Annotated in this window: 15 protein-coding genes and 1 riboswitch; of the genes, 6 read left to right on the top strand and 9 right to left on the bottom strand. The window is 50.3% G+C overall.

What is annotated here, in order from left to right; translation table 11 throughout:
• Window positions 1-4 precede the first annotated feature (4 nt).
• The 9 genes from I2I11_RS02910 to I2I11_RS02950 form a co-directional block, all read right to left on the bottom strand.
• On the bottom strand, window positions 5-3,040 hold the full coding sequence (locus tag I2I11_RS02910) for an efflux RND transporter permease subunit (protein ID WP_196266143.1): 3,036 nt from the start codon (window positions 3,038-3,040) through the stop codon (window positions 5-7).
• Window positions 3,037-3,972 carry an efflux RND transporter periplasmic adaptor subunit gene (locus I2I11_RS02915; RefSeq protein ID WP_196266144.1) on the bottom strand — a complete coding sequence of 312 codons (936 nt, stop codon included), beginning with the start codon at window positions 3,970-3,972 and terminating at the stop codon, window positions 3,037-3,039. Before I2I11_RS02915 ends, I2I11_RS02910 begins: the two co-directional genes overlap by 4 nt.
• Window positions 3,969-5,207 (bottom strand): TolC family protein, encoded by a 1,239-nt coding sequence (locus tag I2I11_RS02920; protein WP_196266145.1) that lies wholly within the window; start codon window positions 5,205-5,207, stop codon window positions 3,969-3,971. Before I2I11_RS02920 ends, I2I11_RS02915 begins: the two co-directional genes overlap by 4 nt.
• Before the next feature lie 86 nt (window positions 5,208-5,293).
• Window positions 5,294-6,181, bottom strand: coding sequence for a phosphatase PAP2 family protein (locus I2I11_RS02925; protein ID WP_196266146.1), 888 nt, complete (start codon window positions 6,179-6,181; stop codon window positions 5,294-5,296).
• Window positions 6,182-6,388: 207 nt separating this feature from the next.
• Window positions 6,389-6,832, bottom strand: coding sequence for a PepSY-like domain-containing protein (locus tag I2I11_RS02930; RefSeq protein ID WP_196266147.1), 444 nt, complete (start codon window positions 6,830-6,832; stop codon window positions 6,389-6,391).
• Window positions 6,833-6,995: 163 nt separating this feature from the next.
• A complete protein-coding gene (locus tag I2I11_RS02935; RefSeq protein WP_196266148.1) occupies window positions 6,996-7,799 on the bottom strand; it encodes a phosphatase PAP2 family protein in 804 nt (267 codons plus the stop codon).
• Between the two features lie 74 nt (window positions 7,800-7,873).
• A complete protein-coding gene (locus I2I11_RS02940; RefSeq protein WP_196266149.1) occupies window positions 7,874-8,482 on the bottom strand; it encodes an HD domain-containing protein in 609 nt (202 codons plus the stop codon).
• A gap of 179 nt (window positions 8,483-8,661) precedes the next feature.
• Window positions 8,662-9,924: a sensor histidine kinase gene (locus I2I11_RS02945; RefSeq protein WP_196266150.1), complete on the bottom strand. Its 1,263-nt coding sequence runs from the start codon at window positions 9,922-9,924 to the stop codon at window positions 8,662-8,664.
• Complete coding sequence (locus I2I11_RS02950) at window positions 9,921-10,598, bottom strand: response regulator transcription factor (protein WP_196266151.1); 678 nt, start codon at window positions 10,596-10,598, stop codon at window positions 9,921-9,923. The genes I2I11_RS02945 and I2I11_RS02950 overlap by 4 nt, the downstream gene beginning before the upstream one ends.
• A gap of 289 nt (window positions 10,599-10,887) precedes the next feature.
• Between I2I11_RS02950 and I2I11_RS02955 the strand changes: the two genes are divergently transcribed.
• The 6 genes from I2I11_RS02955 to I2I11_RS02975 all read left to right on the top strand — a co-directional run bounded on the left by I2I11_RS02955 (window position 10,888) and on the right by I2I11_RS02975 (window position 14,522).
• Window positions 10,888-11,487 carry a phosphatase PAP2 family protein gene (locus tag I2I11_RS02955; RefSeq protein WP_230679851.1) on the top strand — a complete coding sequence of 200 codons (600 nt, stop codon included), beginning with the start codon at window positions 10,888-10,890 and terminating at the stop codon, window positions 11,485-11,487.
• A 9-nt stretch (window positions 11,488-11,496) separates the two neighbouring features.
• Window positions 11,497-12,084 (top strand): phosphatase PAP2 family protein, encoded by a 588-nt coding sequence (locus I2I11_RS02960; RefSeq protein WP_196266152.1) that lies wholly within the window; start codon window positions 11,497-11,499, stop codon window positions 12,082-12,084.
• 37 nt (window positions 12,085-12,121) lie between these two features.
• Window positions 12,122-12,535, top strand: coding sequence for an EamA family transporter (locus tag I2I11_RS02965; protein WP_196266153.1), 414 nt, complete (start codon window positions 12,122-12,124; stop codon window positions 12,533-12,535).
• 77 nt (window positions 12,536-12,612) lie between these two features.
• A riboswitch (Fluoride riboswitch) is annotated at window positions 12,613-12,678 on the top strand.
• A gap of 225 nt (window positions 12,679-12,903) precedes the next feature.
• Complete coding sequence (locus I2I11_RS21205; protein ID WP_230679852.1) at window positions 12,904-13,740, top strand: MFS transporter; 837 nt, start codon at window positions 12,904-12,906, stop codon at window positions 13,738-13,740.
• On the top strand, window positions 13,622-14,140 hold the full coding sequence (locus I2I11_RS21210; protein WP_370582915.1) for an MFS transporter: 519 nt from the start codon (window positions 13,622-13,624) through the stop codon (window positions 14,138-14,140). The genes I2I11_RS21205 and I2I11_RS21210 overlap by 119 nt, the downstream gene beginning before the upstream one ends.
• Window positions 14,103-14,522, top strand: coding sequence for a hypothetical protein (locus I2I11_RS02975; protein ID WP_196266154.1), 420 nt, complete (start codon window positions 14,103-14,105; stop codon window positions 14,520-14,522). Before I2I11_RS21210 ends, I2I11_RS02975 begins: the two co-directional genes overlap by 38 nt.
• Window positions 14,523-14,527 lie beyond the last annotated feature (5 nt).

Raw genomic sequence — 14,527 nt, forward strand, 5'->3', positions numbered from 1 at the left:
TGCACTAAGCCACCACATTTCTTCGCTTAAAAATCAACAGCAGAAAAGTAGGCAATACGATGAGTAGCAGCGGCAGCGCAATCACGAAACCGCCGATAACGGCAATGGCCAGCGGCTGGTGCAACTGCGCGCCCGTTCCGATACCGAGGGCAATGGGCATTAAGGCAATAATAGCGCCCAGCGCCGTCATCAGTTTGGGGCGCAGGCGCGTGGCAATTGCATAGGTAACAGCATCTTCGGGCGGTGCATTCTGAAGCGTCTCCGCAAACTGGAGATAAGTGAAAATGCTGTTTTCCGCGATGATGCCGATAATCATGATAATGCCGGTATAGCTGCCGACGTTCAGGGCGGTGTTGGTGAGCAGCAAAGCCAGCAGGCTGCCCGAAATACCGAGCGTGGCGATAATCAAAATCAGCAGGGCCACACGAATATCCCGGAACAGGAAAAGTATGACCGCAAACACCAGCAACGCCGCCGTGATAAGTATAAGCAGCAGCTCGTTGAAGGATTGCTGTTGCTCCTGGTAGGCCCCGCCATAGCTGATGTGGTACCCCAAGGGCAAATGGACGTTGGAGGCTATCTTCTGTTGAATATCGCCCATCACGCTGCCTAAGTCCCGGTTGTTGAGGCGGGCGGTTACCGGTATCATGGATTGGAGATTTTCGCGCTCAATTTGGGCCTGGCCTGGCGTAACTGTAACCGTTGCCAGCGTCCGGATTTTCCTGAGCTGGCCTGTTGGCAGAAAAACCGACGTACTTTGCAGTTCGTCTATGGAGGACTCTGCTGCCTTGGGGTATACCATGCGGATGTTGGTTTGCTGCTCCTTTTCGAAAATAGACCCAACAATGCTTCCTACCTGCTGCACCTGGAGCTGGTTCTGCAAATTGGCAGCCGAGAGGTTAAACTGGGCCATTTTCCGGCTGTTAGGGTCCACTTCCACCGACGGCCCCGCAATGGTAATGCCATCGAAAACATCGGCCGTGCCGGGTACATTTTCCGTTAGCTGCGCTACCTGCCGGGCCAGTTGCTGTAGCTTTTGCTGGTCATCACCATAAATTTTTATCTCGATGGGCTGGACAGAACTCATCAGGTCGCCGAGCATGTCGCCGATTACCTGGCCGAAGTCTACGGTGAGGGCCGGTTGCGTGGATTCCACGAAAGCCCTAATCTCATCTATCACCTCAAAAGTAGTGCGCTTCCGGTCACTTTTCAGCTGAATCAGATAATCGCCCCGGTTCGGCTCCGTGATAAAAAAGCCCATTTGCGTGCCGGTCCGGCGGGTATAACTCTCCACTTCCGGAATCCGGGTGATTTTCTTTTCCACTTCGCGCAACATGCGGTCTGTTTCACCCAGGGAGGTGCCGGGAGGGGAGTTATAGTCCATCACAATGGCGCCTTCGTCCATCTCCGGTAAAAAACCGGTTTCGAGGTAAGGGAAGGAGAGCACGCTGGCCGCAATCAGCAAAACAACGAAGATTATACTTAGCGCCGGGCGGTGTATGAAAAACGTAATCCATTGGCGGGATTTGCTGTGCTCATCCGGGGCGGCAGGCTTTACTTTGTGCTTGCCCCGCGACAACAGCAGGTAGATAACGGGCAGCCCCAGCCAGGTAACGAAAAAGGAGCAGACCAGCGTAATCATCATGGTGTTGGCCAGAATCTTAAAGTAAGCGCCGGCCACGCCGCTGAGCAGCACAAACGGGAAGAAGATAACGATGGTGCTGACGGACGAACCAACCATCGCCGGCAGCAGGTAGCTGACAGATTTGGACAGCAGCTTTTTGGTAGGCGTTTCCGGGTGCTCCTCGTGTGTGCGGTGAATCTGCTCTACTACCACGATGGCGTCATCTATAATCAGTCCAATGGCCGCCGCGATGGCCCCAAGCGTCATAATGTTTAAGGTATAGCCCAGCACGAACATCACTAGCAGCGACAGCGCCAGCGTGACAGGTATGGTTAGCAGAATGACCGCGCTGGACTTTATCGACCTCAGGAAAATAATGGCCACCACGATAGCTAAAAGCAAGCCTATCAGCAGGCTGTCGCTGACGCTTCGGATAGAATCCGCCACAAAATCGCCCTGCACATAGTATGGCTTCAACGTAACGCCTTTCGGAAGTATAGAGGCGTTCAGTTGCGCTACTTTGTCCTTTATTGAGGCAGCAATATCCAGCAGGTTGGCATTTGGCTGCTTCAGAACGGCCACCAACACGGCGCTTTTCCCGTTGGCGTTTACCCGCACATACTCTACCTGCTCGGCTATACTTACCGCTGCCACATCTTTCAAACGCACCACGCGCAGGCTGTCGTTGCTGATAACAAAGTCCTGCAACTGGTTCTTGTTTTTGATAGTGGCATCGGTTACCGACAAGTATAAACGGTTATAGTCGGAGATGTAGCCATTGCTCTCAATAAAGTTAGAGGTGCTGAGCGCATCCGATATCATGGCCGGCGTAATGGCCAGCGCCCGCATGGCCTCCGGCTTTAGCTCCACCCGGTACTCCTTCGTTTTACCACCCGACACACGCACATCCGACACGCCCGCCGCCTGCGACAGGAATGGCTTTATGGTATACAAGGCCAGCAGGTTCAGTTCGATGGGGCTTCTGCCGGGGCCGTCCAGCACATAGCCCTGCACCGGCAGGGTGCTGGGGTTCATTTTCTCAACCGTAATGGAAATGTCCGCCGGGAGTTGTTCCTTCGCCTGGTTAATAGCAGATTCTACCTGCTGCTTGCTCAGATTAATATCAGCGTCCCAACTCATGAAAGCGGAAATCTCGCAGCTGCCGCGGCTGGTAACGCTGCGTAGCATTTGCAGGCCGGGCACCCGTTTTATCGCGTTCTCCAGCGGCTTGGTTACCGTTATCATCATCGTGCCCACCGGTTGCAGGCCCGTTTCGGCAATCACCTTAATTTTCGGGAAAGTTACCTCCGGAAAGAGGGAGGTTTGCATACGGGTATAGGCAAAAGCGCCGCCCAGCAGGATGAGGGCCAGCACAACGGCCACGGGACTTTTGTAAGCTGTGAAGAAGTTTTTCATTCCGGCTGCTTGTTTTGGATGGAGACATAAGCGGTATCGGGCAGCCCGTAATTACCGGATATAAGAATGCGGTCGGCAGGTTCAAAGTTTGGACTGAGGATTTCTACTTTGTTTTCCGTGGCGATGCCCGTTGTTACCGGCGTTTTCACGGCGGTGGTATCATTTATCAGTTTCATCACCCAATATGCATCCATGGTTTCGTTGGTAACCACGGCGGCTTTGTCCAGCACCTGCGTGTTGGTTTTGACCTCCTTATTCAGGCGCACCACCGCTTGCAGGCTCTCCGGGAGTACAGCGTCTGTTTGTGGTTTGATGACGAATTGCTGCGTTTGCGCGGCGGCATCCATAGTAGATAATTTGGAAGCGATGGTACCCGGAATCTTTGTCGAATCAGGAAGTATAATGGTAACCTCTGTTCCAACGGCGGTGTATTGGTTCAGCTCAAAGGGCACGTTCACCAGGAAGGCAAAGCTGTTCAGGTCGGCGATAAGCGCCAGTTGCTCGCCATCGTTCACATAATCCCCGGCCTGGCGGTTTATTTCCAGCACCACACCCGAGGCAGGCGCTTTTACCGTAATCACGCCATTAAAATGCAGCGACGAATCCTGCGACATCAAATCGCCTAAGACCTGCGCCTCTTTCGTTTTATAAGAAAACAAAGGCGCACCGGCTTTCACGTGCTCTCCCAGGCGCACGTATACTTTCTGGATATACCCGGCAGTACCTGCTTTCACGGTGTTCTTTTTCTGGTATGCTGAAACAGCGTTCAGGTCGAGCGTTTCTTTGATGGGCGCGTCGGAAACGGTCGTTACGGTAACCGGCGTTTTCACTTCGGCGGCGGCGGCCGCGGCATCCGGCTCACCGGAAGAGGAAGAGCAGCCCGCCAGCAGCAGGCAAGCCAGCAGATAGCAGGTATAGCGTCGTGTTCTCATTTTAAATTATTGAATTCGTTTACAACCTGAAACCGCCCGATTTCGGCCTGCATCAGGGTGTTTTGTGTTTGCGTGTAGTTGGTAATGACAAGTATAAAATCTGTGAAGCGCACCAGCCCGGCAGCGATTTCCACTTTATACATGTCCAGCAGCTTTTGCTGGCTGGCCAGTTGCTCCTGTATGTCCTGTATCAGCTGGTCGGTAGCGGCCAGTTGCGCGCGCAACTGCATTTGCTGCATCCGGTACTGGCGCAGGTAAAAGTCACGGTAAGTTTCCCGGTTCTGCTCCGCAATGGCTAATTTCTGGTACTCCAGCCGGCGCTGCCCGCCATCATAAATAGGCACCGAAAAGCGGATACCTATACTTGTGCCCAGGTGGTGCGGTATACTTTGGGGCGTGGTCGCCATCACACCGGCATCCGCAAAAGCAGACAATTTGTAGCGGTAGTTCAAGTCTACCAGGTTCCTGTTCACAGAAAGCTGCAGGCTGTCGATTCTGAATTTCTGTAGCGTGGGCGTGAGGCTGGCATGGAGTAAGTTCTGTACCTGAATCTCCGGTTCCGCCAGTATAACCATGCCCGTATCCACGATGCCGCAAAGTATACGGAGGCCGTTTAAGTCGAACTTGTACTGTATTTTCGCCTGGCGGAAGGCAATAGCCTGCGCCTTTATATTGATGATGAGGTTGAGGTAATCCGTTTGCAGGTATACGCCGTTTTGCACCAGCTTCCGGAGTGCAGGCTGCTCTTTTTGGAGGATGTCCAGCACCTGTTGGCTAAACTGCATCTGTCGGAAATCGGAATAAGCGGTGATGTACTGCGCGGTGATAACCCGCTTTAAATCCTGCGCTTCGATTTTCTGCTGTGCCGCCAGTGATTGATTCAGCAGCCGGATGCTCTCCAGTTGCACAGCGCGGTTCCGGCCGTAAAGCAAATCTTTGGTCACACTGACCACACCGGTATAGTTGCCGCCGTCCGTAATCGCCTCATCATAGCCGAAGTTGTGGCCCAGGGGCGCTTCTATGGCATTGGCATTGGCGCTTACCTGCGGCTTGTAGGTGGCGTATACTTTCAGGCTGTCGATGAGGTTAGACCGCACCTGGTATTGATAATCCTGCAGGAGCGGGCTGTTCTGCAGACCAGTAGTAATGTAATAGTTTAAGACGTGGGTCTGCCCACGGACGAGGCTCCAGGAGAGCAGCAGGGGGAGGAGCAAAAGAAGATACCGTTTCGGCATAGGTGAATGCTTTTATAGTATAGCCTGAAGTTTTGTTTTCAGGCCTTAGTTATAGTAGCAGTTAAATTTTATTAATTTCTGTTAAGCTAAAAAATCAAAATGCCGCTAAATCCTGCCGAGGTAAGGCCAATCTGTGGCGTAAGCAGGAGCTTTTGCCTGCGTTTTTCTAACTTTTCGTCTGCCAGGTTATACAGGTAACTCACGCCTTTAGAGCTCAGGTAGCCTACCGCTGCGGCGGCCATCACATCCGTAGTCCAATGCGCATTGTCATTTATCCGGGCAAGCCCCACAAGGGAAGCTATGCCGTATGCTATAGGTGGAACATATTTGCTGTCTTTATAAACGGTGGCAACAGAGGTAGCCACGGCAAAGGCGGTTGATGTATGGGAAGAGGGCAAAGAAGCGTTGGATGTATGATTAAATGGCCCGTCAAACACGTCATTGTCTGTGGTTATGTTGGGGCGATGCCTGTGAAACGTTTTTTTCAGTGTACTGGTTATACCTGCGTTTACAAGTATGCTGCCTACTGAAATCAGTCCCACCTGCTGTAGTTTTTCATCCTTTGCCAGAAGCCCGCCTAACAGCGCTGCGCCGGCAGCGGGCATCAGGTATTTCTGCCGCCCCAGCGGCGTTACTACCTGGGCCATGCCGTTTGCCACAGCGTTTCTATGGCTTTGCGTAAATCGTTGCAAAGGTTCATCTACATACATATACGTAGCCGTCCATACGGCAGCGCCAGCCACTACAATACCGGCTGTTTTCAGAAACGGAGATAGCTTTTCTTCCTGAATTTCCTGCTGTGGCTTTAACTCCTGATGCGTTGTATCAGGATGAAGCGTGAAGTACGGTTGTGTGCTTTCTGATAAAACCAGCGATTGGGCCTGTGCTGCATTATTAACCGTAAAAAGTACAGCCAGCAGGCAGAGGCATACCAGGCGCAACCTTAGAACCAGTAAATCACGTTGCTTTAACATAAGGAGAATGAGGCAATACAGTATATGGCGCTGAGAGAAAGCAGAAAACATACTTCAGCTTGGCGAGGGTTGGAAAGTACAAAAGGTAATCCTGCGTTTTCAGGCCGCGTAAGCCGAAGGCTATAGTATAAGCTCATGCAGCTCACCTTTGGGAAGAACTGCCTGAGCTTATACTATAAAAAATGGCTTCAGCCGGAGCTAAAGCAACTAGTCTTCGTCCTCTTCTTCCTGGCTTTGTTTTACAAAATTTCCGTTGGTGTCAAACAATACGTCTTTGCCTTTCACTTCCGCCTCGTAAGTTACTTTTCCACTGGCAGACGTGATTTTGGCAGCCTCCGTGATTTTCTGGTTAGGATATTTTTCAGAGAGGTTTTGCCGTGCCTGGGCCGGAAGCTGCGAGGGCTTTATTCCCATCTCGGTCTCCAGTATGTTGCCCTTCGCATTCAGCACGGCAGAATTCTCCGTGCCGTTCAAAGTATACACGGCCTCATAGTTACCACCTTCTTTCTCCCATTTCACACTTTTTATAGAAGGATATTTTTGAGAAAGGGCTGCCTTAGCGGCTGCCGGGACATTTGAATCTGAAAGTGTTTGCGCATTGGCATAGCCTGCTGTGGCCACGGCGATAAGCATTAAAAATAGTTTTTTCATGGCTCTAATTTTAAAGTTTAGCCAATAATAGCACACGAATCTGTAGCAAGTCTGAACTTGCCGCACAACAGGTGCTTGAATTGAAATATTTGTCTTAATATTTTGTAAACTCTAAAAAATGTGGTGCTCGCAACGGCGTGCAAAAGGCGATAATTAGAAAGCGTTAAGATATTGGAGTCGTAGAAGCAGCCGTTTTTTTCTTTCTTTTTCTTAGCATGAGATACTCTAGCACGCACACCGCCAGAATCAGCCAGAGGCTGCCCAGCAGATAGCCTGCGGCTACATCGCTGACGAAATGCACGCCAAGATAGAGGCGGCTGAAACCCATCAGGATAATGTAGGCAATGTCCAAGACTATCCAGAACCTGGCCCACTTGATATGCTGCCGCTCCAGCGAAAGAAAGACACAGATTATCCCAAACAAGGCTATCGCTCCGGCCGTGTGCCCGCTCGGGAACGAAAAGGAAGTGGCGGTATAGTATGCCACATCCAGCGGTCGCTCCCGGTGGAAGTATAGCTTAGTAAAGTAAATAGATATGCCTGACCCCAGCACAGACACCAGCAGGGCCACTATGTAATCCTTCTTTCTCTTGAAAAGCAGGATAAGCAGCGTAATTATAAAAGCCACCGCTACACTTATACTTGACCCCAATTGCGTAAAATAATAAAAGACTTTGGCTAACGCATCAGTCCGCAGATGGAAGAGGAAAAGGCTCACACTGCTGTCAAGATGTTCCATGCCGGGCGAGTTTACAATGTTCTCGGCTATCTCTGAGAGCATCGAAAGGTTGATAACCAATATTATCAGCAGCAAGGTTAACGGCAGGCCCAGGAAATCCTGCATACCCAGCCGGTTCCTTACAAAACCAACTAGCTTAGGATGGCTTTTCTCCAGTTGCTTTATTGCCTTCAGCTCAAAAAAATTGTTTACTGTGGTTGATATAAAAGTTAAAGGTCTTGTAAACATAGCGGGCGCAATTAAGCTAAGGTTAAATTTATGGCAGTTGAAATACGACGTATGGAAAGCCTGTACCTGCGCCTTTAAAGAGGCAGAAGTTCCCGCTCGCGCAGTATGTTTTTGTTCTTCTGCGCGTCGTAGCTTCCTTTGGCGTAAGACGTAAAAAAAGTATGGCTTTCTAAAAAGGAAATATTCTGGCAATGCCATTCCCGGTCAGGTATGGTTGTCCCGCTGACCAATTCCCGCTCTTTCCTGAGCTTCTGGGAGGAGGTAGGAAACGAGGGCTTGCCCAGGTGACTCAGGTCGGCATCGCACAGCGCCTGCTCTGGCAGCGTTTCGGGTTGCTGCGCCTGCCTGGTCGCCTCAATGCAGGCAGCCACCTGCTCCCGGAAACTCACGTGAGCGCCTTGCGTCCGCAGAAAATCCGTGGCTATCTGCTTACTGATTTCTTCGTGGCCTTTATACTTGTCGCGGTAGCCGGTGTCATGAAACCACGCCGCCACAAGCAATACCTGCATTTCTTCCGCTGATAAGCCGCTGTGCAGACCTATCTCATAAGCTGCCTTTGCCACCGCTGCCGTGTGCTGGTAATTATGAAAGACAAGGTTTGCCGGCAGCTTACTCTTCAGCAGTTGCGTGCAGAATGCTTCTGCCTTTTGTATAAGCGTTTGTTTATATTTATCTGGTATCATAGTTTATAAGGCTGTGTAGGAAACACCTCCTTTTTGCCTGTACGATAGGAATCTGTAGGAAATCTGGGTTAGGAGTATTGTGCCTAGAACCTGGCGTAGAAGCAGGGGCACAGAGAGAATCAGCGGTTGGACAACCTTTCAGTAGGTTATAGTGGAGCGAGAAGTAGTATGGGTTAAAGCTAGTATTGGGATGGCTGGAAATCCACCTGTAGGGTATGGGTATTTTGGTTGGTTTCATACGTTACGTGCCATCCGTAGAGGTTGCAGATGGTTCTGACAATGGCCAGGCCGAGTCCCAGAGAGTTGGAAGATGGATCTGCCTTTTGGAAACGTTCAAAGAGCATCGCCGGGGCGTGGGGCAGCGGCGTCCCTGAGTTAGAAACTTTTAAACTGCTATCCGTTAATTTAATAAAGATAAAACCATCCGGAATGTTATGCTTAACCGCGTTTCGGAGCAGGTTAGAAACAAGGGCCTCTGCCAGGGCAGGGTTAGCTGTGACGATAAGAGCAGGTGTGGGAACGAAGTCTACATGAATGGCTTTGTCTTGTATAAAGTCCACGAAATCTTGCAGTTGCCGTACTATCATTGCACTTACATCAACCGCTTCGGTATAGATAAACTGCCTGTTCTCAATCTTGGTAAGCAGCAGCAGGGTCTGGTTAAGCCTGGAAAGCTTCTGTACAGAGGAGGAGGCCACCTGAATACGGCTGGCCTGCTGCTCATTTAGCGCCACATCCTGCAGCAGTTCATCCAGCTTTGCCTGTATGACAGCCAGTGGCGTTTGCATTTCATGGGAAGCATTTTCCGAGAATTCTTTAAGGGCCCTGAAGTCGGAACGGGTTTTTTCTGTCAGCTTGGAAATAGCCCTATTCAACTCGGCAAACTCAGTGATTCCGCCGCTTTCCAGCTGCAGGGGCGAGTTCTGATAAACGGAAAAATTTTTAAGCGCCTTCAAACTGCCGTAAAAAGGGCTCCATAGTTTATGATAAATAATTCTGTTCATCAGCGCCAGGAACAGGAATAAGGTTAACAGGACTGCGGCAAGCGACACGCCGATGGTAGCCAGGGACTTCACACGCTCCACAACCATTTGCCGGAGCACGATGCGGTAGGTGCTCCCATTTACCTCGCGCACAGATGTAACTTGCCGAAAGGTTTCTATCTCACCCTCCAGTGCATCAAATAAAACAGTATCTTTCAAGGTGAGGCGCTCTTCTCTCCGGCCGCGTAGCTCTTCTACTTCTATGACAGGCGGCAACACCGTTATTTGCTGCCCGGCTTTTAAAGCCGTTGCTATGCGCTTTTCGTTGGACAGTAACTGTTCAGATGCCTCTTCCTCCACAGTGTCGGTAATGAGAACATAAAGAAAGCCGCCAGCTAACAGAAGCAGCAATGCCGTAAAAAGCAGGTACACGCGGTTGGTTTTCTGTAATAGCCTCATCTGTCTGTGAATTTGTAGCCTACGCCATAAATGCTTTGCAGATAATCGCTGCTGCACTCCTGGAGAACCTTGCGGCGCAGGTTTTTTATGTGGGTATAGATAAAGTCAAAGCTGTCTACTAAATCAATGCTGTCGCCCCAGATGTGCTCTGCAATCGACTCCTTGGTTAACACTCTGTGTTTATTGGTTACAAAGTACAACAGCAGGTCATACTCCTTCTTTGTAAGCTCTATGGACTTATCCTGTACTTTCACCTGCATAGCATCCGGTATAATCTCAATCTCATTAAAAATAATAGAGCTGTTGCCATTAAACCTCCGTCGCCGGATGATGGCATTGACCCGGGAGTTGAGTTCTGCCATAAAAAAAGGTTTTGTGATATAGTCGTCCGCCCCAAGGTCAAGCCCTTTCAGTTTGTCATCAAGGGAGTTTCTGGCTGATACTATCAGAATCCCGGTGTCGGGCTGCTTTTCCTTCAGCTTTTTCAGCAAGTCAAGTCCATTCCCGTCCGGTAGTGTAATGTCCAGGATAACAGCATCATATTGATACACCACCAGCTTGTCTTCTGCAATGGAGTAGCTGGCCGCTTCCTCGCAGGTAAACCCCTCATGCCGCAAAAAAGCGGAAGTAGTGTGGAGCAGGTTTAATTCATCTTCAACAAGAAGTATTTTCATACTGTATTTTTGATACAAGTTACTACGCAATTCTGAAGCAAATCTGGTATGCCATTGCCCAGGCAAGTATAAGCAAGCGCTACAGGAGCAGTGTAAGCGGGTACGGTCTCTGTTAGGCGTTCAGAAAAATATGCCTGCATCTGCGTTTCTCCAGATTTCCTCCAGAAACAGGCCGTATACTTGACTAATATCAGCAATAATGTGCAAGGAAAGATGGAAAGATTAACTAAATATATTTTGTTTTTGGCAGGTACTCTGAGCGTTATCGCCTGCGGCAATGAATTAAAGCATGCTTGACTTTTTTCAGTCGCTGGATGAGCAGTGGCTTTTGCTGATTAACCAGGCGCACAACCCGTGCCTGGATGTTATCATGTGGTACCTGAGCAACACCTGGGTCTGGATTCCTTTTTATGTGTTCATCGTGCTGGTGCTGGCAACAAAATTGAAGCAAAAGGCCATTCCGCTTGTGCTGCTCATACTTCCGCTCATCGTTTGCAGCGACCAGTTGGCTTCGGGGCTTTTTAAAAATTATTTCCTTCGCCTGCGGCCCAGCCACGAGCCGCACCTGGAGCACCTGCTGCACTATGTGAACGACTACCACGGTGGCATGTATGGCTTTATATCGTCGCACGCCATGAATGTTTTCTCATTGAGCTTTTACCTGCTGTTTACCGTCGGCAGGCGCATCAAAGGCTTGCTCATCGTCCTGTTTGTCTGGGCGGCTGCCGTAGCTTATAGCCGCATCTACCTGGGCGTGCATTATCCTTCGGATGTGCTGGTTCCTTTTGTGCTGAGCATCCCGCTGGCCTATGGTTTCAGTAAAATATATGCGCTTATACTTGCTAAATATTATAACGACAATCAGTTTCATCCTTCCAAAATTTCCTAAAACTTATACATGAGCACGAGTCTTTTCTTTGTTGTTTACCTACTACTTTTAACCACCGGAACGCTGCAGGAGGCAGACGTTCACCTGCTGAAAGAAATAAACCTGCACCGGGCCACGGGATTAGACGGAGCCTTTCTGCTGATTACAGATTTGGCCGAACCTATTGCCTTTGCCATTCCCCTGGTGTTAGCTGCTATTGGGTTTTTAAGAAAAGATGCAGCACTCAAAAGAGTAGCTTTCTATATCGGCAGCGCAATCCTTTCCACCGGAATCATCGTGACGATTGTCAAGTATAGCGTTACCCGTCCAAGGCCTTTCTTAACCTACACGGGCATCCAGAATGTGGTGGCGGAAACAGGTTATTCCTTCCCCTCGGGGCATACCAGCTTTGCCTTTGCGCTGGCGATGGCTGTCAGTCTGTGGAGCCGGAAGTGGTACACGGCTCTTTTGGCTTTTGCCTGGGCTTTTATGGTGGCTTTTTCGCGCTTAGACCTGGGCCTGCATTACCCGACTGACGTAGCGTCTGCGGCGCTTATCGGGTCATTATCAGCCTTTATATGTTACCTGCTGGTATACCGGCGCCAGGCCAAAGTTTAAACGCATACGTACTACCCTGAACTTAAACTGCTATACTATGTGGTGGATATATGCCTTGCTATCAGCCTTTTTTGCGGCCTTGACCGCCATCTTCGCCAAGATTGGCGTGTCGAATGTGAACTCCGATTTGGCGACAGCCATCCGCACGGTAGTCATTCTGGTAGTTGCCTGGGGAATCGCTATGGCTCGGGGAGAAGTGAAGGGAATTCATACTATATCCAAGTATAGCATGTGGTTTCTGATTTTATCTGGACTGGCAACCGGACTGTCGTGGATATTTTACTACAAAGCGCTGAAACTCGGCAAAGTGTCGCAGGTGGCGCCGGTCGATAAGCTGAGCGTGGCGCTCACGATTATACTATCGGTCATTATCCTGAAAGAGACGCTGACGATAAAAACGATTATTGGCGCGCTGCTTATTATAGGCGGCACGCTGGTGCTGATTTTTTAAGGGATGGAGCAATTTTAGTCCGGTCGTCAAACTTTTTTCACTCATTATAGTTTAAGAAATCAGCGAAAGATTTACCTTCGCCCTCTGGAAATGGTGTCTTCCATCTAACAAACCGCCGCAAGGCTAATGACACCTACAATTTAACATGCACAGGAGAGGGTCTTCTGTGGTATAAATGAATTGTAGGTGCATACAAAACAAACTCTTCTTTCCCGGTACTTACCTGCTGCTTCCCCGCTGACAAAAAGCTGGCTGACGGCGCATGTCGTTTTATTTTTATTCAGGGAGAAAGTATACTTTCTTTTGCTGTGTCCTCTTGCGCTATTTCCAGTCAATGGCCTTTTCAGTAGCATCAGATGAAACAATCCATGCCCTCAATAACCCGGGAATCTGCCAGAACGGCTATGCGCTTTGTGGTGCTGCTTGGCCTGGTGAGCCTGTTTTCGGATATGACCTACGAGGCGGCCCGAAGTATAAACGGACCTTACCTGAACCTGCTGGGCCGCAGCGGGGCTACCGTAGGCTGGGTGGCTGGGCTGGGCGAGTTGCTGGGGTATGGCTTGCGCATCATATCAGGTTATTTGGCCGATAAAACCCGGAAATACTGGGTGATTACCTTTGCCGGCTATTTCCTGAACCTTGTGTCGGTGCCGCTGCTTGCTTTTGCGGGTTACTGGCAGCTGGCGGTTGGGTTGATGATTGCCGAGCGCATCGGCAAAGCCATCCGGACACCTGCCCGCGATGCGATGCTCTCCTACGGCACGCATACGATGGGCAGGGGATGGGGCTTTGGCCTGCATGAGGCCATGGACCAGGTTGGCGCTACGTTGGGGCCTTTGCTGGTCAGCGCCGTGCTCCTTTACAAAGCACAGAATTACCACGATGCCTACCTGGTGCTGCTGTTTCCGGCCATAGCTGCCCTTGTCATTCTGTTCATTGCCAGCAGGCAGTATCCGAACCCGGAAGAACTGGAGCTAACAGTCAAAACAACCACACTGGAAACGACCGGCTATCCCCGTAAATTCTGGATGTACTTACTTACTGGCCGTGGTTTTTATTGCCGCTGGCTATGCCGATTTCCCGCTGATTGCCTACCACTTCAAAGATACACACTTGATAGCAGACGCGACTATTCCGGTTTTGTATGCTGCCGCCATGTTTGCGGATGCTGTTGCTGCGCTGGCGCTGGGGCGGTTGTTCGATAAAATAGGCATCCGGGCGTTAATGCTGGCCGTCGTGCTGTCGCTGTTTTTTGCGCCGCTCGTTTTTGCCGCGCATGGAAGCCTGACCACAGCGCTTATTGGGATGATACTCTGGGGAATTGGCATGGGCGCTCAGGAATCTATCGTAAAAGCGGAAGTCGCCCGGTTGATTCCAGCTGAAAGGCGGGGGACAGCTTACGGCCTGTTCAACACGGCCTTTGGCGTTTTCTGGTTTATAGGCAGTGTTATGATGGGCTACCTGTATGATTTTTCCCTTACCGGGCTGATTCTGTTTTCGGTGCTTAGTCAGCTCGTTTCCGTCCTTATACTGTATATCATCCATTTTAACCTTAAAAACGATACCGATGCCCAACTTAACGGAGGCACAGCAGCGGAGCATTAAAGTGCTGGCTTGGGTGGTGGAGGAAAAGCTCATGGACATGGAGGCGACGATGGCCTATTTTGAAAGTGCGCCTGATACAACCACCCGCTATACCTATGATTTGCCGGAAGAAACCAGCCGCCTGCTCCTGCTAAAGATACAGGCCATGCGTGCTGCCCTCCAGGAAATGAAAAGAACCTATGGGCTGGAGCAACAGAACCGGAAACTGAAGAAGGAGCTGCATGCCAAAAGCGCCTTTCTGTGGGAAGAACTGTCCGGCGCTACGTTCAAAAGGCTGGAAGGCTACGGGCCGGTAGACGAAGCGGAAAGAGCAGACTATGAAGCCTTGCAAAACCGCATGACAACTTTGGCCGAAGAGATGATGACTTTATGCAACCACTAACATAT

Origin of the sequence: Pontibacter rufus (genome assembly GCF_015694705.1) — a bacterium.
GTDB lineage: Bacteria > Bacteroidota > Bacteroidia > Cytophagales > Hymenobacteraceae > Pontibacter > Pontibacter rufus.